General features: G+C 72.5%; 23 protein-coding genes and 1 pseudogene. 11 read left to right on the top strand and 13 right to left on the bottom strand.

Annotated features, from left to right (window positions below):
• Nucleotides 1–540: 540 nt before the first annotated feature.
• The 10 genes and pseudogenes from DZA62_RS29915 to DZA62_RS29870 all read left to right on the top strand — a co-directional run bounded on the left by DZA62_RS29915 (nt 541) and on the right by DZA62_RS29870 (nt 9591).
• Nucleotides 541–1188, top strand: a complete 648-nt coding sequence (locus DZA62_RS29915; RefSeq protein WP_116952607.1) for a DUF4389 domain-containing protein — start codon at nt 541–543, stop codon at nt 1186–1188.
• 54 nt (nt 1189–1242) lie between these two features.
• A complete protein-coding gene (locus tag DZA62_RS29910) occupies nt 1243–1968 on the top strand; it encodes a response regulator transcription factor (protein WP_116952606.1) in 726 nt (241 codons plus the stop codon).
• Complete coding sequence (locus DZA62_RS29905; RefSeq protein ID WP_116952605.1) at nt 1965–3386, top strand: HAMP domain-containing sensor histidine kinase; 1422 nt, start codon at nt 1965–1967, stop codon at nt 3384–3386. The genes DZA62_RS29910 and DZA62_RS29905 overlap by 4 nt, the downstream gene beginning before the upstream one ends.
• A 77-nt stretch (nt 3387–3463) precedes the next feature.
• Nucleotides 3464–4000, top strand: a complete 537-nt coding sequence (locus DZA62_RS29900) for a hypothetical protein (protein WP_116952604.1) — start codon at nt 3464–3466, stop codon at nt 3998–4000.
• Nucleotides 3997–5133, top strand: a complete 1137-nt coding sequence (locus DZA62_RS29895) for an efflux RND transporter periplasmic adaptor subunit (protein ID WP_116952603.1) — start codon at nt 3997–3999, stop codon at nt 5131–5133. The genes DZA62_RS29900 and DZA62_RS29895 overlap by 4 nt, the downstream gene beginning before the upstream one ends.
• Nucleotides 5130–5837 carry an ABC transporter ATP-binding protein gene (locus DZA62_RS29890; RefSeq protein WP_116952602.1) on the top strand — a complete coding sequence of 236 codons (708 nt, stop codon included), beginning with the start codon at nt 5130–5132 and terminating at the stop codon, nt 5835–5837. The genes DZA62_RS29895 and DZA62_RS29890 overlap by 4 nt, the downstream gene beginning before the upstream one ends.
• Nucleotides 5834–7027 carry an ABC transporter permease gene (locus tag DZA62_RS29885; RefSeq protein WP_116952625.1) on the top strand — a complete coding sequence of 398 codons (1194 nt, stop codon included), beginning with the start codon at nt 5834–5836 and terminating at the stop codon, nt 7025–7027. The genes DZA62_RS29890 and DZA62_RS29885 overlap by 4 nt, the downstream gene beginning before the upstream one ends.
• A 102-nt stretch (nt 7028–7129) precedes the next feature.
• Nucleotides 7130–8626: a carboxypeptidase regulatory-like domain-containing protein gene (locus DZA62_RS29880; protein WP_157987994.1), complete on the top strand. Its 1497-nt coding sequence runs from the start codon at nt 7130–7132 to the stop codon at nt 8624–8626.
• A gap of 21 nt (nt 8627–8647) precedes the next feature.
• Nucleotides 8648–8998, top strand: a pseudogene (locus DZA62_RS29875) (DNA polymerase ligase N-terminal domain-containing protein); the annotation flags it as partial.
• Nucleotides 8999–9078: 80 nt separating this feature from the next.
• Nucleotides 9079–9591 (top strand): VOC family protein, encoded by a 513-nt coding sequence (locus tag DZA62_RS29870; protein WP_116952599.1) that lies wholly within the window; start codon nt 9079–9081, stop codon nt 9589–9591.
• Nucleotides 9592–9640: 49 nt separating this feature from the next.
• Here the strand turns inward: DZA62_RS29870 and DZA62_RS29865 are convergent, their stop codons facing one another.
• From DZA62_RS29865 to DZA62_RS29810, 12 genes are all read right to left on the bottom strand, one after another.
• Nucleotides 9641–10786 carry a zinc-binding dehydrogenase gene (locus tag DZA62_RS29865; protein ID WP_116952598.1) on the bottom strand — a complete coding sequence of 382 codons (1146 nt, stop codon included), beginning with the start codon at nt 10784–10786 and terminating at the stop codon, nt 9641–9643.
• On the bottom strand, nt 10783–11619 hold the full coding sequence (locus DZA62_RS29860) for an amidohydrolase family protein (protein ID WP_116952597.1): 837 nt from the start codon (nt 11617–11619) through the stop codon (nt 10783–10785). Before DZA62_RS29860 ends, DZA62_RS29865 begins: the two co-directional genes overlap by 4 nt.
• Before the next feature lie 12 nt (nt 11620–11631).
• Nucleotides 11632–12498: an IclR family transcriptional regulator gene (locus DZA62_RS29855; protein WP_116952596.1), complete on the bottom strand. Its 867-nt coding sequence runs from the start codon at nt 12496–12498 to the stop codon at nt 11632–11634.
• Nucleotides 12495–14108 carry an N-acyl-D-amino-acid deacylase family protein gene (locus DZA62_RS29850; protein ID WP_157987993.1) on the bottom strand — a complete coding sequence of 538 codons (1614 nt, stop codon included), beginning with the start codon at nt 14106–14108 and terminating at the stop codon, nt 12495–12497. Before DZA62_RS29850 ends, DZA62_RS29855 begins: the two co-directional genes overlap by 4 nt.
• The gene (locus DZA62_RS29845; RefSeq protein ID WP_116952624.1) at nt 14105–15154 is read right to left on the bottom strand and encodes an ABC transporter ATP-binding protein; all 1050 of its coding nucleotides are present in this window, start codon (nt 15152–15154) and stop codon (nt 14105–14107) included. The genes DZA62_RS29850 and DZA62_RS29845 overlap by 4 nt, the downstream gene beginning before the upstream one ends.
• Entirely contained in the window at nt 15151–16167 is a 1017-nt protein-coding gene (locus DZA62_RS29840; protein ID WP_116952594.1) for an ABC transporter ATP-binding protein, read from the bottom strand. The genes DZA62_RS29845 and DZA62_RS29840 overlap by 4 nt, the downstream gene beginning before the upstream one ends.
• Complete coding sequence (gene opp4C, locus DZA62_RS29835) at nt 16167–17114, bottom strand: oligopeptide ABC transporter permease (protein ID WP_198664351.1); 948 nt, start codon at nt 17112–17114, stop codon at nt 16167–16169. Before opp4C ends, DZA62_RS29840 begins: the two co-directional genes overlap by 1 nt.
• Nucleotides 17111–18070, bottom strand: a complete 960-nt coding sequence (locus DZA62_RS29830) for an ABC transporter permease (protein ID WP_116952593.1) — start codon at nt 18068–18070, stop codon at nt 17111–17113. Before DZA62_RS29830 ends, opp4C begins: the two co-directional genes overlap by 4 nt.
• Before the next feature lie 73 nt (nt 18071–18143).
• On the bottom strand, nt 18144–19793 hold the full coding sequence (locus DZA62_RS29825; protein WP_157987992.1) for an ABC transporter substrate-binding protein: 1650 nt from the start codon (nt 19791–19793) through the stop codon (nt 18144–18146).
• Nucleotides 19794–19853: 60 nt separating this feature from the next.
• Nucleotides 19854–20723, bottom strand: coding sequence for a fumarylacetoacetate hydrolase family protein (locus DZA62_RS29820; RefSeq protein ID WP_116952591.1), 870 nt, complete (start codon nt 20721–20723; stop codon nt 19854–19856).
• Nucleotides 20720–21676 (bottom strand): Gfo/Idh/MocA family protein, encoded by a 957-nt coding sequence (locus DZA62_RS29815; protein ID WP_116952590.1) that lies wholly within the window; start codon nt 21674–21676, stop codon nt 20720–20722. The genes DZA62_RS29820 and DZA62_RS29815 overlap by 4 nt, the downstream gene beginning before the upstream one ends.
• The gene (locus DZA62_RS29810; protein ID WP_116952589.1) at nt 21673–22719 is read right to left on the bottom strand and encodes a Gfo/Idh/MocA family protein; all 1047 of its coding nucleotides are present in this window, start codon (nt 22717–22719) and stop codon (nt 21673–21675) included. The genes DZA62_RS29815 and DZA62_RS29810 overlap by 4 nt, the downstream gene beginning before the upstream one ends.
• 188 nt (nt 22720–22907) lie before the next feature.
• Between DZA62_RS29810 and DZA62_RS29805 the strand changes: the two genes are divergently transcribed.
• Entirely contained in the window at nt 22908–24260 is a 1353-nt protein-coding gene (locus DZA62_RS29805; protein WP_116952588.1) for an aspartate aminotransferase family protein, read from the top strand.
• A gap of 101 nt (nt 24261–24361) precedes the next feature.
• Here the strand turns inward: DZA62_RS29805 and DZA62_RS29800 are convergent, their stop codons facing one another.
• Complete coding sequence (locus DZA62_RS29800; protein WP_157987991.1) at nt 24362–25165, bottom strand: hypothetical protein; 804 nt, start codon at nt 25163–25165, stop codon at nt 24362–24364.
• Nucleotides 25166–25174 lie beyond the last annotated feature (9 nt).

The raw sequence follows: 25174 nt of genomic DNA, 5'->3' as shown, positions 1-25174 counted from the left end.
CGAGGACACAAACAAACTTGGCATCAACCAAACATCATCAGGCACACTGTTGAGTTCTCAAAAATCGGACGCACTCGCTTGATTCCTTTCGGAATCTCCGTGAGGCGCTGGTATTACTTTAGGTTTTCCCGGTCTTCCGAGTCAAATTCGCGTTTTTCTCGAATTCAACTGGCTGTCGATCGAAGGATCCTCGCCCGGGCAACCCCGCTAGCTTACCCCACCTCGCTCCCCGGATCAAGCCGCCAGGCTGATCTCGTTTCGCTTGGCTGGGAGGCCAGCACCCCATGCTCCTGCCACCGGCAACGGACGCAAGTCCGCCACGGTGGCCGTTCGTACGGGGGTGACTCCGTGAGTCCGGGCCGCCTTGCGGCGTCCCGCGCTCTCACGAGCCGACGGAAAACTTACAAAGATCAGCCGGGGTCGTCAAGTCGGGCCCGCGAAACTGGTTCACGCGTTAGCGCCCCCAACCCGTCCGGACGGTAGTAGACCTGGTGAGAGCCCTGATCATGGGCTCGAGTCGCCGACCTAGGACGGTGTGTCATGCAGGAGTACCAGCCGTACGAACCCCCCGCGTATCCCGTCACCTTCTCCGTCGACTACCCCGAAGGCCAGCTGGACCGGGTCACCACGTTCTTCCGGCTCATCGTGGCGATCCCGATCCTCATCGTGCTCGGCGCCGTGGCCGGCGGCACGTGGCAGTGGAGCTACGACGAGGGCGAGGCGGCCGCCGCGGGCGCCGGCGGCCTGCTCTTCTTCGGTCCCCTGCTGCTGATCCTGTTCCGGCAGAAGTACCCGCGCTGGTGGTTCGACTGGAACCTCGAGCTGCAGCGCTTCGTCAACCGCGTCGCGTGCTACCTCGCACTGATGAGCGACCGCTACCCCTCCACCGACGAGCACCAGTACGTCCATCTGGACTACCGCTACCCGGACGTGCCCACCGAGTTGAACCGGTGGCTGCCGCTGGTGAAGTGGTTCCTGGCCATCCCGCACTACATCGTGCTGTTCTTCCTGCACATCGGGGCGATCTTCGCGGTGATCTTCGCCTGGTTCGCGGTGCTGTTCACCGGCCGCTACCCACGTGGCCTGTTCGACTACGTCGAGGGGGTCATCCGCTGGCAGAACCGGGTCGCCGGCTATGCCGTCACGCTGGTCACGGACAAGTACCCGCCGTTCCGGCTCGACCCCTGAGTCGCGCACACAGTTCTCAGGCTGCTCTTAACCTCGCACTCCACACTGTGGATCGTGCGGGTCCTTGTCGTCGACGACGAGCCGGTGCTCCGGGAGTCCCTGGCGCGGTCGCTGCGCTTCGAGGGTTACGCGGTCACGACCGCGGCCGACGGGGTGGAGGCGCTGCGCCGGCTCCCCGACGTGCGCCCGGACGTCCTGGTGGTGGACGTGATGATGCCGCACCTGGACGGCATCGAGGTGTGCCGCCGGTTGCGCGGCGACGGTGACCGCACACCCGTCCTGATGCTGACCGCCCGCGACGCGGTCAAGGACCGGGTGCTGGGGCTGGACTCCGGCGCCGACGACTACCTGGTGAAGCCGTTCGCCCACGAGGAGTTGCTGGCTCGGCTGCGGGCGATGCTGCGGCGCACGGCGACGACGGGGGACGAGGCTCCGCTGGTGGTCGGCGACCTGCGGCTGGACCCGCGGACCTGGCAGGTACGGCGGGCCGACCGCGACATCTCGTTGACGCGGACGGAGTTCGGCCTGCTCGAGCTGCTCATGCGGCACCCCCGGCAGGTGCTCACCCGCGCCCAGCTGTACGAGGGCGTGTGGGGCTGTGACCTGGACGGCTCGACGAACTCGCTCGACGTCTACATCGGCTACCTGCGCAAGAAGCTGGAGGCCGGCGGCGAGCCGCGCATGCTGCACACCGTCCGCGGCGTGGGCTACAAGCTCAGCGCGGGACCGCCGTCGGACGCCGCGGCGGGCTCTGCACCCCTACGCGCGGCGCAACCGTGACGCTGCGGGCGCGGCTGGCCCTGCTGACGTCGGCCGCGGTGGCGCTGGCGGTGGTGGCGGCCTCCGTTGCGGCCTGGCTGCTGATCCGCTCGAGCCTGCTCGACGAGATCGACCAGCGGCTGCTCTCGCGCATCCCCGACATCGAGGAGATGGCTCAGACCGCCGCCGAGCTGCCGGACGGCGCCCGGACCCGGATCTCCCTGGTGCTGGCGAACGAGCCGCTCGGCCTGCAGACGATCACCCCGGAGGGCTCGGTCGAGCCGGGGCTGCCGCCGGGCAACGAGCCGGACGCGCTGGTCCTGGACGAGGAGGAGCAGCGCATGCTGGCCGGCGAGATCGAGAGCCCGTTGCTGCGCAGCGAGACCGTCGACGGCAAGGACATGCGGGTCATGACGGCGTCCCTGGACGCCGGTGGGGCGTTGCGCCTGGTCCAGCCGCTGGACGGGGTGCACGGCACGATGACGCGGATCGCCTGGCTGCTGGCCGGCATCACCGGCGTCGGCGTGGCCGCGGCCGCCGCGCTCGGCTGGACCACGGCCCGCACCGGGCTGCGTCCGATCGACCGGCTGGTGGACGCCGCCGAGCAGGTCGCGACGACGAAGGACCTCGCGCACCGCATCGACCCGCCGGGCAACGCCCGCGGCGAGGTCGCGCGGCTGGCCGGCTCGGTCAACGCGATGCTGGCCGCCCTGGACGACGCCCGGACGCAGCAGCGGCAGCTGGTGGAGGACGCCGGCCACGAGCTGCGCACCCCGCTGACGACGCTGCGCAACGACCTCGGCGTCCTGCTGCGCAGCGAACAGCACACGGACCGCCGGCTGGCCCCGTCCGACCGGGCCGGCCTGCTGCGTGACCTGGAGGCGGAGACGGCCGCGCTGTCGGTCATGGTCGGCGAGATCGTCGAACTGGCCCGCGGCGGCACCGAGCCCGAGCCACCGCTGGAGACCGACCTGCGTGCGCTGGTCGAGCGCGCCGTCGCCCGCACCCGGCGGGTGGATCCCGCCGTCACCGTCACCGTCGTCGGCCGCCCCTTCGAAGCGGTCGTGCGCCCGGGTGTGCTGGAACGCGCGGTCGCCAACCTGGTCCGCAACGCCGTCCAGGTCAGCCCTGCGGGTGGCGCCGTCGACGTGCTGCTGGACGAGACCGCGGCGGGCGCCCGGATCCGCGTCCTGGACCGCGGCCCGGGCATCTCCGGCACCGACCTGCCGCGGATCTTCGACCGTTTCTACCGCGGCCAGACCGCCCGCGAACGGCACGGCTCCGGCCTGGGCCTGGCCATCGTCGCGCAGGCCGCCGAGCTGCACGAGGGCTCCGTCACGGCCGGAGGACGCAAGGGCGGCGGCGCCGTGTTCACGCTCGTCGTACCGCTGCCGGAACCCGAGGCCGCGATTCTCAGCCCACTCTTAGACCGGCCCTAAAGAGGTCTCATCCCGCGCCGGGAACGTGGCGGATGCACGGCAGAACACCGACATCCACTTTCGTCCCGGAGGACATCATGACCCGACCCACCCGGCGCGGCACCCGCCTGCTGCCGGTCATCGCCCTGCTGCTCACCGCGGCGCTGACCGCGTGCGGCTCCGACGACGGCGACGACGGCGGCGACGTGAGCGCGGCCGGCACCAGCGGCGGCGAGACCGACCCGGAGCAGGCCGAGCTCGACTTCTACGAGTGCATGCGCGAGAACGGCGTCGACCTGCCCGATCCGGATCCCGGCCAGCCCGGCATCCAGCTGCAGCTGCCGCAGGGCGACCCGGACGCGCAGGCGGCGATGGAGGAGTGCCGCTCGCTGCTGCCCAACGGCGGCGACCTGCAGGAGGTGGACGGCGACGCGCTGGAGTCGCTGCGCGCGTTCACGGAGTGCATGCGCGAGAACGGCATCGACATGCCGGACCCGGCGGCGGACGGCGGGCTGAGCATGCCCGAGGGCGTCGATCCGCAGTCAGCCGAGTTCCAGGCCGCGATGACCACATGTCAGCCCGAGCTCGACGGCGCGCCGATCCGGATCGGCCCGGGCCCGGGCGGTGGGCGGTGACGGCGACGCTCGACCATCAGGACGACCTCGACGCGGACCTGGACCGGCCGCGCCGGGGCCGCGCCCGGCTGCTCTGGCTGACGCTCGGCGTCATCGGCGTGGCCGGGGCCGGCGGCGCCTCCTGGTACCTGACGCAGGACGACGGCGGCGAGCCGGCGGACGCGGCGACCGGACCGGCCGCGACCGCGGAGGTGGTGCGCGACACGATCGCGGCCACCGAGACGTGGTCCGGCACGCTCGGGCACGGCGACGCGCTCGGTATCCCGGCCGCCCAGGGCACGCTGACCCGCGTCGCGGCGCCCGACACTGAGGTCACGCGCGGCACCGAGCTGTTCCGGCTGGACGAGCGGCCGGTGACGGCGCTGCTCGGCGTCATCCCGATGTACCGCGACCTCGGTCCCGGCGACGAGGGGGTCGACGTGGAGCAGCTGGAGGCGAACCTGGCGGCGCTCGGGTACACCGGGTTCACGGCCGACGACGAGTACACCGAGAACACCGCCGAGGCGGTCGAGGAGTGGCAGGAGGACATCGGCGCCGCTGAAACAGGAACAGTGGCGGGCTCCGATGTGGTCTTCCTGCCCGACGGCGCCCGGGTCGGCACGGTCCACGCCGACCTCGGCGCCCAGGTCACTCCGGGATCGCCGGTGCTCGACGTCACCGGCACCGACCAGGTCGCGACGCTCGAGGTGGACGTCGCCGACCGCGACCTGCTCGCCGTCGGCACCGCGGTCACGGTCGTCCTGCCGGGCGGCGCCGAGACGACCGGTACGGTGACCGCCGCGACGGTGGTGGAGTCGCCGCCCACCGGCGGTGCGCCCGGTGAGGAGGACGCGCCGAGCGCCGAGGACGCCGTCGTCGAGGTCGAGGTGGCGCTGGCCGAGCCGGTGGACGCCGCGCTGGTCGGCTCGCCGGTCGACGTGGTGCGGCCGGTCGACGAGCGGGCCGGCGTCCTGGTGGTGCCGGTGACGGCGCTGCTCGCGACGGCCGGCGGCGAGTACGGCCTGGAGCTCGTGGCGGACGACGGCACGACGTCGGTCGTCCCGGTCGAGCTGGGGCTGTTCGCCGACGGCCGGGTCGAGGTGACCGGCGACGGCCTCGCCGAGGGCGACGTCGTGGGGGTGGCCGGGCGATGACCGTCTCGACGGCGGAGCCGGTGATCCGGCTCCGCGACGTCCACCGCCGCTATCCCGGCCGGCCGCCCGTGCGGGCGCTCGACGGCGTCAGCCTCAGCATCGCGCCCGGTGAGCTGGTCGCGATCGTCGGGCCGTCGGGGTCGGGCAAGTCGACGTTGCTGAACATCCTCGGCACGCTGGACCGCGCGGACGCCGGCGAGGTGCGTATCGACGGCCGCGACGTCGGCACGCTCTCGGACAAGCAGCTGTCGGCGTTGCGGGCGCACCGGATCGGCTTCGTGTTCCAGCAGTTCTTCCTCTCCCCCGGGGTCAGCGCGCTGGACAACGTCGCCGACGGGCTGCTGTACACCGGGGCGTCGCTGCGCGAGCGGCGGCGCCGGGCGGCCCGGACGCTGACCCGCGTCGGGTTGGCCGACCGGCTGCGGCATCGGGGGAACGAGTTGTCCGGCGGGCAGCGGCAACGGGTCGCGGTCGCCCGCGCGCTGGTCGGGCGGCCGTCGTTCCTGCTGGCCGACGAGCCGACCGGCGCCCTGGACTCCGCGTCCGGCGCGGCGGTGCTCAAGCTGCTGCACGAGCTGCACGACGGCGGCACCACCGTCATCGTCATCACCCACGACCATGGGGTGGCGGCCGAGCTGCCGCGGCAGGTGCACATCCTGGACGGGCGGATCGAGTCCGACGAGTGCGTCGCGGGGGCGGCGTGAGCGCGGCGCGGTCGCGGCTGCGGCCGCGCGACACCGTCCGGGTGGCGTTCTCGGGCCTGCGCGCGCGGCCGTTGCGGGCGGTGCTGTCGGCGCTGGGCATCGCGGTCGGCATCGCCGCGATGGTCGCCGTCGTCGGGATCTCCGCGTCCAGCCGCGAGCAGGTGAACCAGCAGCTCGACGCGCTCGGCACCAACCTGCTGACGGTCGCGCCGAGCCAGTCGTTCGTCAGCGAGGCGCAGCTGCCGCAGGAGTCCGTCGACATGGTGGCCCGGCTCGACGACGTCGACTCGGTGAGCGCCGTCGGGACCGTCCCCGGCGCGGCGGTCTACCGCAGCGACGAGATCGACCCGAACCAGACCAACGCGATCGCCGTCAGCGCGGCCCGGACCGATCTGCTGGACACCGTCAGCGCGACCGTCGCGTCGGGCCGCTGGCTGGACGACGTGCTCGGCGCGTTCCCCGTGGTCGTACTGGGCGCGGACACGGCGGAGCTGCTCGGGGTGTCGCGCACGGACGGCGACGTGCAGGTGTGGCTGGGCGGCGAGTGGTTCACCGTCGCCGGCATCCTCGACCCGGTGCCGCTGGCGCCGGAGCTGGACACGTCGGCGCTGATCGGCTGGCCGGCCGCGACGTCCGTGCTCGGGTTCGACGGCGCGCCGACGACGGTGTACCAGCGGGTGGCCGGGGACGCGATCGACCAGGTGCGAGCGCTGCTGCCGGCCACCGTCGACCCCGCGGCGCCGGAGGAGGTCGCCGTCAGCCGGCCGTCGGACGCGCTGGCCGCACAGGCGGCGGCCGACGAGACGCTGACGACGCTGCTGCTGGCGCTGGGTGGGGTCGCGCTGCTGGTCGGTGGCATCGGGGTGGCCAACACGATGGTGATCGCGGTGCTGGAACGACGCTCGGAGGTCGGGCTGCGGCGGGCGCTGGGCGCCACCCGGGCGCACATCCGGCGGCAGTTCCTCGGCGAGTCGGTGCTGCTGGCCGCGCTCGGCGGCGGTGGCGGCGCGCTGCTCGGCGGCGCGGCGACGGCGGCGTTCGCGTCGAGCCGGGACTGGCCGTTCGCCCTGCCCGTGTGGGTGCTGGCCGGCGCGGCCGGCGCGACCGTCGTCGTCGGGGCACTCGCCGGGGCCTACCCCGCTGCCCGGGCGGCCCGGATGCCCCCGACGGCGGCGCTCTCGGCGGTGTGAGCCGGCCCCGCCCGTTTGCCCGAAGCGGTGGCGGCGGGCGGGGACCGCCGGTTGAATGACCCCGTTGAACTGCTGAAATGCCGTGAAGGGACATACGGGGACATGCGACGCGGGGTGGGACGGGCGGCCGCGGCCGCCGCAGTGGCGACGGCACTGACGCTGGCGGCCGTCGGGACGGCGCACGCTGAGGCGTCGTACGGCGAGATCACGCTCTCCGGTGGGGGTGGCGACTACTCCGGCACGGTGACGCTGCCGCCCGGGTTCCCGTCGGCGACGTTCACCAGCGACTCGCGCGCGCAGGCGACGGTGCCCAGCGGCGCCTCGAACTGGGTCTCCGCGGCGACGCCGTGGGGCGAGGTGTTCGGGTCCAGCCAGGACCAGCCGTACGTCAACCTGCGCCCGGCCGCCGACGCCGCCGGCGCGCCGTCCACCACCACCTACGTCTTCGACACGCCCACCCCGGCCGGCGGCTGGGGCTTCGCGCTCGGCGACATCGACTCCGACACCGCCGTCGTGACCGCGACCGATGCCGACGGCGAGCCCGTCTCCGGCGCCGACCTCGGCTTCGAGGGCGTCTTCAACTACTGCGACGCGTCGCCGCGGCCGAGCAACGTGTGCTCGTCCGGCCCGCCCGCCGGCGAGACCGGTTTCGACCTGCCGGCGTCGTCGGTCGGCGCCTCGGACGTCACGCTGACCGGCAACGGCCCGGACACCGGCGGCGCGACGGGCTGGTTCCGGCCGACGGTCGCGCTGTCGTCGCTGACGGTCGAGTTCGAGTGGCGGACCGGGTTCCCCGTCTACCACACCTGGTTCGCGACGCAGCTGCGCGCCGTCGCCGGCACCGTCACGCTGGACGCGACGACGCCGCAGGCCGGGGTGGAGCTCACCCTGACCGGCCCGTCCGGCGAGGTGATCGCGACCACGACCACCGGCGACGACGGGACGTACGAGTTCGCCGGCATCGCGCCGGGCGAGTACGACGTGACGATCACGGTGCCCGACGGGCTGACCGTGGTCGGCCCGCAGGAACAGCCGGCCGACACCGTCGCCGAGGACGCGACCGGCGTCGACTTCGACCTGACGCTCGACGAGTCCGAGCTGTTCGAGGTGCCGGGGACGGTGACCGACCCGGACGGCGAGCCGATCCCGGACGCCGAGATCGTGCTGGTGGACTCCGGCGGCGACGAGGTCGCCGAGACCACCACCGACGAGGACGGTGGATTCGTGCTGCCCGACGTCCCGGCCGGCGACTACGAGCTGATCGTGACGCCGCCCGGCGGCGAGTCGACGGTGCTGCCGGTGACGGTGCCGGTCGACGAGCCGCTGGAGGTGACGGCCGAGCCCGCGCCCACCCCGACGCCCACCGCGTCGCCGACCTCGACGCCGACCTCGTCGCCCACGCCGTCGCCCACCGGGGAGCCGAGCCCGACCGCGTCGCCGACGCCCACGCCGTCCCCGACCCCGTCCGCCTCGCCGACCGAGGAGCCAGGCGAGGAGCTGCCCGACACCGGCGCCGGGACCGGCCCGGCCGCCGTCGCCGTGCTGCTCGCGGCCGCCGGCGCCGCCGCTCTCGCCGTCCGCCGCCGCGTCACCGGGTGATCGATCGGGTACAACCCTCGTATGGGGGATGACGCGCGGCCGGCGTTCGTCCTGCACGAGCACCGCCGGCCACGGCACCACTTCGACCTGCGCCTCGAGGAGGACGGCGTCCTGCGGTCGTGGGCGGTGCCGCGCGGGCTCCCGGGCCGGCCGGGCGAGAACCGGCTGGCCGTCGAGGTGCCCGATCACGACCTCGACCACCTCGGCTACGAGGACGAGCACAAGTCGGTCGCCGACACCGGCTGGTGGGAAGAGCACGACCGCACGCACCGGCGGATGCTCTTCACCCTGCACGGCCGGAACGGCGCCGCGCGCTACGCGCTCATCCGCACCGGCGGCGACTGGCTGCTGCGCCGGACACTCGATCAGCCGGACGTGTCGAGAACCGCGGATCGGCTCCGACCCACTGACGAAGAGCCGGAGACGCCGGCGCCGGAACGAAGGACACGACCATGAGCCAGAAGATCACCCCGTTCCTGTGGTTCGAGGACGACGCCGAGGAAGCCCTGACGCTGTACACGTCGATCTTCCCGGACGCCCGCATCGCCGACGTGACCCGGTTCGGCCCGGGCGGCCCGTTCCCCGCCGGCACCCTGCAGTCGGCGACGTTCGAGCTGGCCGGCCAGCAGTTCATGGCGATCAACGGCGGGCCGCACGACCGGTTCAACGACGCGATCTCACTGTTCGTCTCCTGCGAGTCGCAGGAGGAGATCGATCGCTACTGGGACGCGCTGCTCGACGGCGGCGGGACGCCGACGCAGTGCGGCTGGCTCAAGGACCGCTTCGGCGTCTCGTGGCAGGTGACGCCGGTGCAGCTGCTGCGCTACCTCGCCGACCCGGACCCGGAGAAGGCCGGCCGCACGGCGGCCGCGATGCTGTCGATGGTCAAGCTCGACCTCCCCGCGCTGACGGCCGCCTACGAAGGCGAGCGAGCGATGCGGCGCACGGGAATGGTTGAGGAATGAGTGCTGCCAGAGCGACACCAATCCCTCACCCATTCGCCTGCGCGAATCGTCAGGACGCGGACGGAATGAGGAGCTGGCGGACAGCGCGACCGGCGGCGAGTTCGTCGAAGGCGGCGGGGAGGCCGGCGAAGGCGATGTCGCCGGTGCGCAGGCGCTCGACCGGCAGCTTGCCGGCTTCCCAGAGCCGGATCAGCCGTGGGATGTCGCGCGCCGGCGCGGCCGAGCCCATGTAGGAGCCGCGCAGCACGCGGCCCTCGCCGGTGAGGGTGACGGCGGGGAGGGCGGAGCGATGGGAGGGGTCGGGGAGGCCGACGGCGACGGTGCAGCCGCCGCGGGCGGTCGCCGCGAAGGCGGTCTCGAGGACGGCGGCGCTACCGACGCACTCCAGCGCGTGGTCGGCGCCGCCGCCGGTCGCGTCGCGGACGGCGGAGACGACGTCGTCGGTCGCGCCGGCGTCGATGACGGCGGTCGCGCCGAGCGACGAGGCCAGCGACAGCTTCGACTCGACGGTGTCGACGGCGACGACGGGGTGGGCGCCGGCCAGCGCGGCCGCCATGACCGCGGACAGCCCGACCCCGCCCAGCCCGAACACGACCATCGACTCCCCCGGCCGCACGCCGGCGGTGTTGACCGCGGCGCCGAAGCCGGTCAGGACGGCGCAGCCGAGCATCGCCGCGACGTCGAACGGGACCGATGGCGGCACGACGACCACCGAGCCACGCGACACGACCGTCCGTTCGGCGAACGCCGACACACCCAGGTGATGCGCGAAACCGACGCCGTCACGGGCGAACCGGGTGCCCCCGGCGACCAGCCGGCCGGCGCCGTTGGCCGCCGCGCCGACGGTGCACATGGCGGGGCGTCCGGCGGCGCACTCGAGGCAGTGCCCGCACGAGGGCACGAACGTCATGACGACGTGGTCGCCGGGCGCGACGTCGATGACCCCGGGCCCCACGGACTCGACGACGCCGGCCGCCTCGTGGCCCAGCACCATCGGCGTCGGCCGCGGCCGGCTGCCGTTGATGACGGAGAGATCGGAGTGGCAGAGCCCGGCCGCCTCGATCCGCACCAGCAGCTCACCGGCGCCCGGCTCAGCCAGCGTCAGCGACTCGACGGTGAGCGCGTCGCCACCCGCGTACGGCGGCTCCGCGCCGAGCCGCCACAACACGGCCGCCCGGGTCTCGACGCCGCTCATCGCAGCCCCAGCGCCTCGCGCGGGTCGCCGTCGAGCAGCCACTCGATCGTCGACGGCAGCACGTACGGCAGCGTCGGCGGGCGCATCGCGGCGATCTCCCGCAGCCCCGCGACGGCTTGCGCGGGCGTCCAGATCGGGAAGTCCGACCCGAACAGCAGCTTGTCGACGACGTCCCACTCCTGGGCGCGGACCAGCGCGTGGTATCCGTCGAACGGCCGCGCCCACGACGCGGAGACGTCGGTGAAGACGCGCCGGTTCTTCCGGCAGACCACCATGGCCTCGCGCTGCCACGGGTGCCCCATGTGCGCCATCACCATGGTGAGCTCCGGGTGCCGGCGGGCCACCTCGTCGACGACCAGCGGCTGGCTGACCAGGAGCGAGCCGGACGGGCTCGGCGTCGCGCCCATGTGCCACAGGATGACCAGCCGGTGCGCCGTCGCCGCGCGGTAGAACTCGTCGAAGCGTTCGTCGCGGGCGTCGAACAGGGACAGCACGGGGTACAGCTTGATCCCGCGCAGCCCGCGCGCGACGCCGTCCTCCAGCTGCTCGAGAACATCGGCGTCGGTGGGGTCCAGCGCCATGAACCCGATCGTCTCGGTGCTCGTGCTGTCGCAGAACCACTCGACGTACTCGTTCGGCGTCGCGACCCCGGCCGCCGTCGCCCGCAGCCCGAACACACAGGCCACGGAGACGCCGCCCTCCTTCATCGCCCGGTCGTACTCCTCGGGCGTGAACGCGTGCGCCTCCTCCTGGCCGTAGACGGGCGCCCAGTTGGCCTTCCACTCCGGGCCCCAGTGCTCGGGCTGGTGACAGTGGGTGTGGACGTCGAACATCCGGCGGGCCTCCTAGCTGGCGGAACGAGCGGGACGCAGCGAGCTGTGCACGATGCGCATGGCGGCGGCGGTGTCGGGGTCGCCGGCCAGCTCGGCCGCGGTCTCCCGCAGCCGCTCCAGGTAGAACTGCTGGCGGTCCGGGCCGAACTCGCCGGACGGGCCGGAGACGCTGACCGCGGCCAGGCACTCGCCGTCGAGCTCGACGGGGACGGCGACGCAGCGCAGGCCGACGCTGCGCTCGTTGTCGTCGAAGGCGTAGCCGCGCCGCTCGATCAGCCGCAGCTCGCGGGTCAGCTCGTCGAGCGTGGTGATGGTGTCGTCGGTGAACCGCGTGAACGGGCCGGCGGGGACGTGCTCGGCCAGCCGCTCCGCCGGCAGCCGCGACAGCAGCAGCTTGCCCAGGCCGGTGCAGTAGGAGTGGTCGCGGACGCCGGGGCTGGCGTGGAACCGGATCGGCCGGTCCGGCTCGTGCACGCCGACGTGGATCACCTGGTCGCGGTCGAGCATGCCGAGGTTCGCCGTCTGCCCGGTGCGGTCGGCCAGCGGCGCGAGGTAGCGGTCGGCGACGACGGAGAGGTCCAGCGACGACATGTACGCGTTGGACAGCCGGAGCACCTTGTGCCCGAGCCGGTACGACGGCCGCTCGTCGACGCGGACGATGTACTCCATCTCGGCCAGCACCGCGAGCAGCCGGACCAGCGTGCTCTTCGGCAGACCGGTGGACTCGCTGATCTCGACCAGCGTGAACGGCTCGGCGCCGGTCGACAGCAGTTCCAGCAGCGCCAGGCCACGGGCCAGCGCGTTCGCGTGGTAGTTGGCCGACGCCGGCCGATCGTCGTCGACCGAGGTGCGGCGGGTGGTTCTGGCGACGGGTCTCATGATCGCTGCCCCTTGTCCTTCGTCCCTGCTTTGAGTACGTGGCCGGCGCGCGCGCCGGTGTGCTGCCCATGGGCGATCGTCGGCTCACCGTTGACGATCACGGCGTCGACGCCGGCGGGGTACTGCCTGGGGTCGGCGAACGTGGCGCGGTCGGCGAGCCGGCCGACGTCGAGGATCACGATGTCGGCGGCCTCCCCTGCCGTGATCGTGCCACGGTCGGTGATCCCCGCCCGGCGCGCCGCACCCGAGGTGCACTTGCGGATCGCCTCGGGCAGCGTGAGCGTGCCGTCGGCGACGTGCTCGGACAGCAGCCGCGGGTAGGTGCCGTACGACCGTGGGTGCGGCATCCCCACACCCGTCGGCCCGTCGACGTCCAGCGCCTGGCCGTCGGAGCCGATGACCGACGCCGGGTGCGTCAGGACGGCGCGCAGGTCACCGGCGTCGCGGCCACCGGCCACCATCGACACCGCGTTGCCGAACCGGGCCAGCAGGTCCAGCGCGACGGTGTCCGGGTCGGTGCCGCGGTCCGCGGCCAGCGCGGTGACGGTGTGCCCGACCAGGTCCGGCGCGCCCGGCGCGGAGCTGACCGTGATCTCGTCCCAGCCGAGCGCCTCACCGGCCCACGACTCCCGGATCCGCCGGACCGCCTCGGGGTCGGCCAGCCGGTCGCGCATCACCGCGTCGCCGCCGGCCTGCGCCCACGCGGGCAGCCGCTGCGCCAGCGGCGCGTTGCCGGCGAGGTACGGGTACATGTCGACGGCGACGTCCAGGCCGTCGGCGCGCGCGGCGTCGACCAACTCCAGGGCCTTCGCGACGGTCCCCCAGTTGCGCCGGCCGACGGAGGTGAGATGCGACAGCTGGGTGCGCGCCCCGGTGGCCGCGGCGATCTCCAAGGCCTCGCGAACGGCCGACAGCCCGTCGTCGGCGTAGTCGCGCAGGTGCCAGGCGAACAGCGCACCGCGGCCCGCGACGACCTCGGCGAGTGCGAGCAGCTCGGCCCGGCCGGCGAACGTCAGCGGGGCGTACATCAGCCCGGTGGACAGGCCGACGGCGCCGGCGTCCAGCGCGTCGGCCAGCAGCGACGTCATCCGGTCCAGCTCGCCCGGCGTCGGCGGGCGGTCGTCGAACCCGACGACGCCCGCGTGCAGCGGCAGGTGCCCGGCCAGCCCGGCGACGTTGACGCTGGGCCGGGCCGCGGCGACGGCGTCCAGGTACTCGCCGTAGGAGCGCCAGGTCCAGCCGACCGACGGATCGAGGTCGAGGTAGCCGACCGCGGCCCGCACGCCGTCGACGTCGGCGCCGTCGGCCAGCGGCGCGACGCCCAGCCCGCAGTTGCCGATCACCGTCGTCGTGATGCCCTGGTGGACGGCGCTGCGGGCCTGCGGCGCGGACAGCAGCGTGAGGTCGGAATGGGTGTGCAGGTCGACGAAGCCCGGGCAGACCACCTTCCCGGCGGCGTCGACGGTGCGCGCGGCGCCCTCGCCCAGGACCGTCGCCTCCGCGCCGACCGCGACGATCACGCCGTCCGCGACCGCGACGTCGGCCCGGACGCCGTCCGCGCCGGTGCCGTCGACGACCGTGCCGCCGGTGATGAGCAGATCGAGGGTCACGAAGCGGCTCCCGAGGTCGGCAGCACGGTCAGCAGCTCCGGGAAGTGGCAGGCGCTCGGGTGCCCGGTGCCGAGCCGGTCCTCCAGCTGCGGCACCTCCTCGGCGCACTTGGCCTGCGCCTTCCAGCAGCGGGTCCGGAACCGGCAGCCCGACGGCGGGTTCGCCGGGTTCGGCACGTCACCGGTCAGCGTGATGCGCTCGCGGGCGCCGCGCAGCCGCGGGTCGGGCACCGGCACGGCCGACAGCAGCGCCTGGGTGTACGGGTGGTGCGGCGCGGTGAAGATCTCGTCGCGGGTACCGGTCTCGACGATGACGCCGAGGTACATGACGGCGATGCGGTGCGACACGTGCCGCACGATGGACAGGTCGTGCGAGATGAACAGGTACGCCAGCCCCAGCCGCTGCTGCAGCTCGCGCAGCTTGTTCACCACCTGCGCCTGGATCGACACGTCCAGCGCGCTGACCGGCTCGTCCAGGACCAGCAGCTCGGGGTCGAGCGCGAGCGCCCGGGCGATGCCGATGCGCTGGCGCTGGCCGCCGGAGAACTCGTGCGCGTACCGGTTGGCGTGCTCGGGCTGCAGGCCGACGAGGTCGAGCAGCTCGGACACCCGGTCGGCGCCGCCCTGGCGGTACTTGCCCTGCACCCGCAGCGGCTCGGCGATGATGTCGTGCACCGTCATCCGCGGCGACAGCGAGGCGTACGGGTCCTGGAAGACGATCTGCGTCTTGCTGCGCCACGGCCGCAGCTCGTCCTCGCTCATCGTCGCGAGGTCGTGGCCGCGGTAGAGGATGCGCCCGGAGGTCGGCTCCAGCAGCCGCACCACCATGCGCCCGGTGGTCGTCTTGCCGCAGCCGGACTCGCCGACCAGGCTCAGCGTCTCGCCCTGGTCGATGGCGAACGAGACGCCGTCGACCGCCCGGACCGCGCCGACCGCCCGGCGGAACACCCCGCCGCGGATGGGGAAGTGCATCGCGAGGTCGTCGACGCGCAGGACCTCCTCGCCCAGGCGCTCCAGCCGGTCGACGGCCGCCGTCTCGACGGTCATCGGGTCACCTCCGTGGGTAGGGCCGCGAGTTCCTCGGCGAAGTGGCAGGCGGTCCGGTGGACCGTCGTGCCGTTGCCGACCACGCGCAGCTCCGGCCGCTCGGTGCGGCACCGGTCGCGGGCCAGCGGGCAGCGCGGGTGGAACGGGCAGCCCGGCGGCGGGGTCAGCAGGCTCGGCGGGCTGCCCGGGATGGGGTGCAGCTCGTCGACGTCGCGGTCCAGCCGGGGCAGGCTCTCCAGCAGACCGACGGTGTACGGGTGCCGCGGCGCGGTGAAGACGGTGGTGACGTCGCCCTGCTCGACCACCCGGCCGGCGTACATGACGACGACGCGGTCGGCCAGTTCGGCGACCACGCCGAGGTCGTGCGTGATGAGCAGCGTCGCCGCCTGGGTCTCCTGCTGCGCGATCCGGAGCAGGTCGAGGACCTGCGCCTGGATGGTGACGTCCAGCGCCGTCGTGGGCTCGTCGGCGATGAGCAGGCTGGGCCCGTTGGCGATCGCCATCGCGATCATGGCGCGCTGGCGCATGCCGCCGGAGAACTCGTGCGGGTACTGCTTGAACCGCGCCGCGGCGTCGGGCATGCCGACCAGGGCGAGCAGCTCGATCGCGCGGTCGCGGGCGGCGGCCTTCGAGAGCTTCCGGTCGTGCAGCCGCAGCGCCTCGACGATCTGCCGGCCGATGCTGACGACGGGGTTGAGCGCCGTCATCGGGTCCTGGAAGATCATCGCGATCTCGGCGCCGCGGATCGCCCGGAGCTCCTTGGCCGGCAGCGTGCCGAGGTCGCGGCCGCGGAACCGGATCGCCCCGCGGACCCGCCGCCCCGACTTCACCAGGCCGAGGATCGACATCGCGGTGACGCTCTTGCCGGAGCCGGACTCGCCGACGACGCCGACGATCTCGCCCCGGTCGACGGTGAAGGCGGCGCCGTCGACAGCCTTGACCACGCCTTCGTCAGTACGGAACTCGACGGCGAGGTCGTCGACGACCAGCAGCGGTTCGGTCTCGTTCACCATCACGACCTCCCCGACTGCCGCGGGTCGACGGCGTCGCGCAGGCCGTCGCCCACGAAGTTGACCGCGAGCACCGTCGCGGCGATGGCCAGGCCCGGCGGCAGCCACAGCCACGGCATGGACTGGATGACCGTCAGGCTCTGGGCGTCGTTGAGCATGTTGCCCCAGCTGGCCTGCGGCGGCTGGACGCCGAGCCCGAGGAAGGACAGCACCGCCTCGGCGAGGATCGCGGCGGCGACGGAGATGGTGCCGACGACCACGATCTGGCCCATGGCGGCCGGCACGATGTGCTTGCGCAGCATCCAGCCGCGCGACGCCCCGGCGACCCGCGCGGCGTGCAGGTACTCGCGTTCGCGCACCGCCAGGGTGACGCCGCGGACCAGCCGGGCCGTCGTCGGCCAGGTCGTGATGGCGATCGAGACGACGAGGATCGGGATGCTCGGCCCCAGGATGCCGGCCAGCACGATGATGATGACGATGCTCGGGAACGACAGCATCATGTCGGCCGTGCGCATGAGCACGGTGTCGACCCAGCCACCGAACAGCCCCGACACCGCGCCGACGATGGTGCCCAGCAGCACCGCCAGCAACGCGGCGAACACGCCGACCAGCAGCGAGACGCGCGCGGCGTAGACGAGCCGCGCGAACACGTCGCGGCCGGACGCGTCGGTGCCGAGCCAGTGCTCGCCCGACGGCGCCCGCCGGATCGCGCCGAGGTCGACGGCGGTCGGCGACTGCTGCGCGATCACCGGCGCGAACACCGCCAGCAGCAGGATGAGCAGCAGGAACACGCCGCCGGCCACCGCGATCTTGTTCCGCCTGAACCGGCGCACCGCCATGCCCAGCGGGGAGCGGCGCCGGGACCGCACGGCGGTGTCGGTCTCGGTCGCCACCACCTCCTCGGCGGCGGTCACCTCAGGAGTGTCCAGGGACGGGCGCAGGTCGCTCATGTCACCTTCACTCTCGGGTCGACGGCGGCGTAGGCGATGTCGGCGAGCAGGTTGCAGATCAGCACCAGCGCGGCGACGTAGAGCGCGAAGCCCACGATCACCGGGTAGTCCTGCGCCGTCACCGCGCGTACGGCCAGCTGCCCCATGCCCGGCCAGGCGAACACCTGCTCCAGGACGACGGCGCCGGCCAGCATCTGCGGGATGTTGATCATGATGATCGTGATGAGCGGGATCAGCGAGTTGCGCAGCGCGTGCCGCGTCACCACGCGGACCGGCGCGGCGCCCTTGGCCTCGGCCGTACGGACGTAGTCGGCGGACAGCTCGTCGATCAGGCTGCCGCGCACGTACCTCGTCAGCGGGCCGGCGCTGGCCAGACCGAGGATCGCCGCCGGCATGATCAGGTGCCGCACGATGTCGCCCGGCGTGCCGTCGCCGGGCGTGGACATGCCCGCTGACGGCAGCCAGCCCAGTTGCAGCGAGAAGACGTAGATCGCGACGATGCCGAGGAAGAACGACGGCACCGAGATGACGCCCAGGCTGAGCGCCGCGGCCGCGTAGTCGACGCCGGTGTTGCGGCGGACCGCCGCGATGGTGCCCAGCGGGATGGCGATCAGCAGCGAGATGGCCAGCGCGGTCGACATCAGCAGCACCGTCGGGCCGAGCCGCTCGAGGAGCAGGCCGCCGACCGGCTGCCGGTTGACGAACGAGTCGCCGAGATTGCCCGTGAGCGCGTCGAGGAACCACCGGGCGTACTGCACGAGGACGGGGTCGTTGAGCCCGAGCTCCTCGCGCCGTGCCTGGATGAACGCCTCGCTGCCCTCCTGCAGGTCCTCGGGCCTGATCATCATCCGCACCGGATCGCCCGGCGCGGCACGGACCAGCAGGAACACGCCGATCCCGATCAGGATGAACACCACGATGTTCACCAGGATCCGCCTGACGACGAACGCCGTCACCGCTCACCTCCTCCTCGTCCGGCCGCGGATGCCGGGCGGGCTCGGCCGCCCGGCATCCGCGGGTCGTGCAGACCTAGCGATCCAGCGACCATTCCTGGACGTTCCAGAACGGGTTCGTGAAGTCACCGTTCGGGACGAAGCCCTTGAGCGCGCTGGTGTACGCCCAGATGGTGTCCGGGTTGTACAGGTAGATCATCGGCGCCTCGGCGTTCTCGATGCGCGCCGCCTGCTGGTAGAGGTCGTAGCGGGCGGTCTCGTCGACCGTCGCGTTGGCCTCGAGCATCAGCTGGTCGAACTCCTCGTTGCACCAGAACGACAGGTTGCCGCCGGCCGGGAAGTGCGTGCTGCAGGCGTTGATCGCGAAGACCGCGAACGGCTCGGTGGCGTAGTTGCCGCCGCCGTAGAGCGTCATGTCGTAGGACTGTTCGTTCATCATGTCCGTCAGCTGGCCCGGCTGCACCTGGTTGAGCTCGAGCTTGATGCCGACCTCGTTGAGCTGGCTCTCCAGGATGGTGGCCGCGGTGTCGCGGTCGCGCTGACCGGCGATCCAGGAGAGCGTGACCACCTGGTTCGGGTCCCAGTTCATCTCGGCCAGCAGCTCACGGGCCCGGTCCGGGTTGTACTCGTAGGGCTCGAGGTCGTCCGGCAGCGCGGCGTTCATGAAGCTGGCGTTGACCGGCCCGGCGTTGCCGCCGAGCGCCTCGTCGATGAGCTGCTGCCGGTCGACGGCGTACAGCATGGCCTGGCGCAGGCGCGGGTCCTGCAGGTACGGCTTCAGCTCGTTCACCGAGGTGCGGATGTAGCCGGCGCCGGGGCCGGAGCCCACCTCGATGCCGTCCATCGCCTCGACCGTCTCGAGGTCCGGCGCGGCGATCTGCACCAGGTCCATCTCGCCGGTGCCCAACTGTGCGGTGGCGACGTCGGAGGTCACCGGGCGCAGGTAGATCTCGTCGATGTCCACCTCGCCCTCGCGGAAGCTCGGGTTCTTCACCAGGTGGATGTACTGGTCGGTGGCGTACTCCTGGAAGACGTACGGCCCCATGCCCACGTTCGGGTTCTGGGTGAAGAACTCCGCGGTGTCCATGTCGTCCACCGGGACGTCGGCCAGCACGTGCTGCGGGACGATCCAGATGTTGCCGGTCAGGCCCACGAGGCCGACGTTCGGCTTGGTCAGCTGGATCTGGAAGGTGTGCTCGTCGGGAGCGGTGAAGCCGGCGACGGTGTCGGCGGTTCCGGCCGCGACCTCGGGGCCTCCGACGACGTCGGCGAACCGGCCCGAGGCCGTGCTGCCGGTGTCGGGGTCGGCCATGAGGTTGTAGGTGAAGACGACGTCCTCGGCGGTGAACGGCTCACCGTCGCTCCAGGTGAGGCCCTCTTGGAGCGTGTAGGTGATGGTGAGGCCGTCTGCGGAGATCTCCGGCAGGTCGGCCGCCAGGCGCGGGTACAGCTCGTAGTTCGGGTCGACGCCCAGCAGCGAGTCGTAGATGAGGTTCATGACGACGCCGTCGGGGCCGCTGGCCGGGGCCATCGGGCTCCAGTTCGCCGCCGGCGGCTGGTACAGATACGCGTTGAGCGTGGTGTCCTCGGAGCCGCCGCTGGCGGCATCACCGCCGGACCCGCTGGTGTCCTCGCTCTGGGTCGGATCCGAACAGGCCGCGACGGCGAGGATCATGGACAGGCCGGTGGAGATCAGGGCTGCGCGTTGCGCTCGGGAACGTCTCACAGCTACCTCTCAGGGATCTGTTCCGGCCGGGACCGGCCCGGCGGGAAGTGGCGAAGTGGTTCAGACGACGCGGTTCGTGAGGGTGCCGAGGCCGGCGATGCGTACCGTCATCTCGTCGCCCGCGGCGAGATAGGTGCCCGACGCCGCTCCGACACCGGCCGGCGTCCCGGTCATGATGATGTCGGTGGGCTCGAGCGTCATCAGCCGCGACGCGAACGCGACCAGCTCGGCGACGGTGAAGATCATGCCGGCCGTGCTCCCCTTCTGCCGGAGCGTGCCATTGACCTCGAGTTCGATGCCGAGGTCCTGCGGATCGGGCACCTCGTCCGCCGTGACGAGGTACGGACCGTACGGCGCGAAGCCGTCCGGCCATTTGCCGGCCAGCCAGTCGAAGTAGTCGACGGCCGCCGAGGTGTCGCGCTCGTATCCGTAGTCGACCGATCGGGCCGACACGTCGTTGCCCACGGCGTAGCCGGCCACGTGGTCCAGGGCCTGCTCGACCGGGATGTCGCGTCCGCCCCGTCCCACGACGACGACCAGCTCGGCCTCCCAGTCGACCTGGGTGCTGATCGCCGGCAGGGCGATGTCCGCGCCCGGGTCGGCGACGGACGTGCCGGGCTTGAGGAACAGCCGCGGCGCCAGCGTGCTCTTGTCCAGGGGCGCGCCCCCGCCCTCGGCAACGTGTTCCTGGTAGTTCGCCGCCACCGCCAGCACCTTCGTGGGGCGCGCGATCGGGGCGTGAACCGTGAGGTCGGCCAGCCGGTGGGTGCCCGACGGCGCGGCCGGCAGCCAGTCCGCGGCGGTCCCGGCGCCGGCCTCGACCAGCGCGGCGAGGTCGCCGTCGCCGAGCTCGGCCACGGTGCCGGCGGCCTCATCGGTGACGTACCCGTGCCGGGTCGCGCCGTCGCGGGTGTAGCTGACCAGCTTCATCGGCTGCCTTCCTGGGGGAGGTCGACTGGCGTGCCCGACACGGCCGACGTGCGGACCGCGTCGACGATCTCGGCGATGTGGACGGCGTCGGCGGCGGACGGGCTGCTCGGGCGGCCCGCGGCGACGGCCGCGTGCAGTTCGTCGAGCAACCGGTCCACGGTCCCGGCGCCGTGCCACGTAGAGCTCGACGCCTCGGCCCGGCGTAGGACGACAGCCGGGCGCGAGGCGTCGAGGTCGAGGACGCCGTGCGAGCCGCTGACGCGGTAGCGGTGAACGGCGAGTCCGGCCGGCCGGGTGTCGGCCAGCTCACGGGTCCGGCCGACGCTGATGGTGCTGGTCAGGCCGTTCTCATGGGTGAGGAACAGCAGCGCGAAGTCGTCGGCGCCGCCGTCGCTCCAGTAGGTCGAGAGGCGCGCGAACACCCGCCGGACCCGCAGTCCCGTGAGCGCGAGCACCACGTCGAGCGGGTAGACGGCGAAGTTGGCCAGCTCGCCGGCCGGCGACGGCGTGCCGCCGGCGACCAGGAAGTCGGCCTGCACGTTCCACGGGAGCCCGACCTTCCCGCCGGCGACGGCGCCGCGGGCCGCCGCGATCATCGGGTGGAACCGCTGGTGGTGCGCGGGGAGGCAGACCCGGCCGGTCTCGGCGGCCACGGCCGCGACACGCGCCGCGTCCGCCGCCGTCAAGGCGAGCGGCTTGTCGACCAGCACGTGCTTGCCCGCGCGGAGGGCGGCGACGACGGCGTCGGCCCGCCGGTCCGGCGCGACGCAGACGCTGACGACGTCGACGGCGGGATCGGCGAGGGCCGAATCGGTGAGGTCGGTCGCCTTCGCGACGACGTCGAAGCCGGGGTGCGCCTCGAACGCCGGCAGGTACATGTCCTGCTGGTGGTCCTGGTCGGGGCCGAGGCCGGCGAAGCCGAGCAGCAGCACGCCGAGGGTCCGCTCGCTCATGCTCGCGCCCCTTCCATGACCTCGTCGAGGGTGACCGGCTCGCCACGCTCGATGGACAGCTCGGTGGCGACCCCCAGCGCGACCGCGCGGACCGCGTCGGCCGGGGTCATCGCCCGCCGTGCGGCCGGGTCGGCGATCGCGTCGAGCCAGGCGTCCAGCTGGACGGCGAACCCGTTGGCGGCCTGCGGGTGCAGCAGGCTGGTCCCGGACTCCGTCACCACGGTGGAGCCCCAGCCGTCGGCCGGCAGCTGCAGCACACCGTCGGTGCCGGCGACCAGCACGTCGCGGCGGTCCAGCGTCGACGGCCGGTGGCCGCGGCTCATCTCGCACACGGCGTTCGCGCCGCCCGCGTACTCGACGTGCATCTCCAGATAGTCGTGGATGCGCAGCTCGGCGGCGGTCTGCGCCCGGCCGCGCGCGTAGACGGACACCGGCTCGTCGCGCAGCCAACAGCTGACGAGGTCGAGCAGGTGGACGCCGTTGTGCAGCGCGTGCCCGCCGGATTTCGCCGGGTCGAGCACCCAGGCCCGCCAGTCCGGCCAGATCCAGCCGCCGAGCAGCGCGAGCCGGGCGAACACCGGGCGGCCGACCGCACCGCCGGCGATCGCGTCGTCCACGGCCCGGGCGTAGTCGTAGAACCGGTGGGTGTGTGCGGCCATGACGACCGTCCCGGCGGCGTCGAACGCGTCGACGACGGCGCGCGCGGACGCAACCGTGATGGTCAGCGGCTTCTCCATCAGCAGATGCTTGCCCGCGGCGGCGATCTGTTGTGCGATGGGCTCGTGCGTCATGTTCGGCGTGCACACGATCGCCGCGCCGACGTCCGGCCGGGCCAGCGCCTCGGCCAGGTCGGTCGTCCACGGCACACCGCCGGCGGCCGTCGCGGCGGCGCTCGCGCGGCCCGCGTCGACGTCGACGATGCCGGCGAGACGAGCGCGGGCGCTGGCGCCCAACGCGGCGCCGTGGTGGTCGGCGATGAAGCCGGCACCGACGATCACCACGCCGAGCGGCGCCGTGTCGTCAATCACGGAATGGCGTGCCATGCCGAGTCATCCTTGGGTCGCATCGGTTGCCCTGTCAAGGCCTGTCGCTGTGACGATCACGTAACGCGGCGAGAAATGGAACGTCTTGCCATGCTTGACGAAGCAACCTACGCTTCCGGGCAACGACACCACCGAGAGGCGTCGCGCGACGGCCGTCGGCCGGGCCGCGACGCGGGAACAGGAGTCCGATGTCCCCGGGGATCGGCACGGCAGCCTCCGACCACGACCCACGCAGCTCGTCGACCCGCGGCTGGGCCTTGCACCAAGCCGCGGCCGAGGTGCTGCCAGGCGGCGTGAACTCCGCGACACGGTACGTGGGGCACCCGTACGCGTTCGCCGGCGGCGACGGAGCCTACGTCGCCGACCTCGACGGCAACCGGTACCTGGACTACCACGCCGCGTTCGGCGCGATTCTGCTCGGGCACAACTCGCCCGTGGTCGACGACCCGGTCCGCGCCGCCGTCGGCACCGTCGACCTGTTCGGCCTCGGCGTCACCGAGCTGGAGGTCGCGCTGGCCAACAGGGTCACCGAGGCGATCCCGTCGGCCGAGATGATGATCGCCACGATGAGCGGGTCCGAGGCGACCGCTCAGGCGGTCCGGCTCGCCCGCGCGGCGACCGGCCGGCAGCTGCTGGTGAAGTTCCAGGGCGGCTTCCACGGCTGGCACGACGCCGTCGCCCGCAACGTCATCTCCCGCCCGGAACTGGCCTACGGCCACGACCCGCTGTCGGCCGGCATCCTCGACTCCGTCCTCGAGTCGACGCTGATCGCCGAGTTCAACGACCTCGACTCCGTGCGGGCGCTGTTCGAGCAGTACCCGGAGCGGATCGCCGCGGTCATCATGGAGCCGATTCCGCACAACGTCGGCGCCCTCGTGCCCACCCAGGAGTTCGTCGAGGGCCTGCGTGAGCTGACGTCCACCGAGGGCGCGCTGCTCATCTTCGACGAGGTCATCACCGGCTTCCGGCACGCACTGGGCGGCTACCAGGAGGTGTGCGGCGTCCGGCCCGACCTCACCACGTTCGGCAAGGGCATGGCCAACGGCTACCCGATCGGCGGGCTGGCCGGGACGCGCTCGCTCATGGAGCGGTTCGACGGCCAGAAGGGCGACGTGCTGCTGGCGGGGACGTTCAACGGCTACGCCCTCGGCGCGACGGCGGCGATCGCGACCATCGACTACCTGCGCGACAACCCGGACTTCTACACCCGCACCCACGCGCTGGGTGCCCGGCTGCGCGACGGGCTGGCGTCGATCGCGTCCGAACTGGGTATCGAGGCGACGGTGGCCGGCTTCGGCGGCGTGTTCTCGCTCTACTTCGCCGCCGGGCCGATCCGCGGGTACCGCGACCTCATGCGCAACGACGACCAGGCCTACGCCGCCTTCCACCGGCGCATGACCGACAAGGGCTTCCTGATGATCCCGATGTCGCTCAAGCGCAATCACGTCTCCGGCGCCCACACCGAGCAGGACGTGGACCGGACGCTCGAGGCGGCCCGCGACGTCATCGCCTCCATGAAGGCCGACGGCACAGCGCGCTAGAACGATCTCGCGGCGCCGGCAACCGTTCGCGGCCGGCGCCGCGGCCGCTCCCGATTCCGCCGCCTGCCGGTTGCGGCTACCACTCGCATAAGACAGGAAGCCTAGGGAGAATGGCTGGGGAGGTGCTCCGGTCGCTCCGGCCACCGCCACGGCGTCCGCCACCAGCCGCGGTCGGGGAACCACGCAAGCACCCCCTGCGAGCTGAACGGGCTGGCAACCCAGAGATGGGTGACCCCCTGTGGAAGTTCCGGATTCGTCCCGGGAAGTCCCTGACCTCGATTCTCCAAGGCGAGCTGAACCGAATTCTCCGTTCGCATGCCGATCCATAGGAACGCATGACCGTGCTCGGTCGGGTGAGCCGCGAGTTTCCGCGGAACATCAGCGTGCTGCTCGAACATCTTTCGAAGCCATCGATCCAGAGACTCGTCCTCTGCTGACCCGCTCCAAGGCTCTGTCATGAGGCGCACCTGCGGGCTGTCCGACTCGCTCAGCCTCGACTCAACGATCCGGAAAATCCCGATCCCGGTGAACTCGTCGGGGACCACGCTGGGCTTGCGGATGATCAAATCACCGCGCTCGACCTGCCGCAGCAGTCCCGGCAGCTTCAGTCGAACTCGCCTGACATCAGCGGTTCGACGCAGCCAAACAAGCCAGTCGTGTGTCAGGCCGGGCACATCGAGCACGCGACCGAACTTGTCCAGCGCGGCCGATTGCCGTCGCTCGTCCGGTGACTCGTCACTGACCACCTCCATCCCCGCAGGGCAAGACGGAAACATGATCTGGGCGTCGACCAGCGAAGGGCGCCGGCCATCGTCGTGACGTCTGACCTCAAGCTCGAGAACGTGACTTACGACCATTCTGGCGAGCGTTTCGCTACGTCGTTCCGCTGGCACGACGTCATTCAAGCACCGACC

The sequence above is a fragment of the Jiangella endophytica genome (assembly GCF_003427025.1).
Classification (GTDB): Bacteria; Actinomycetota; Actinomycetes; order Jiangellales; family Jiangellaceae; genus Jiangella; species Jiangella endophytica.
This window is presented reverse-complemented; position numbering and strand designations above follow the sequence as displayed.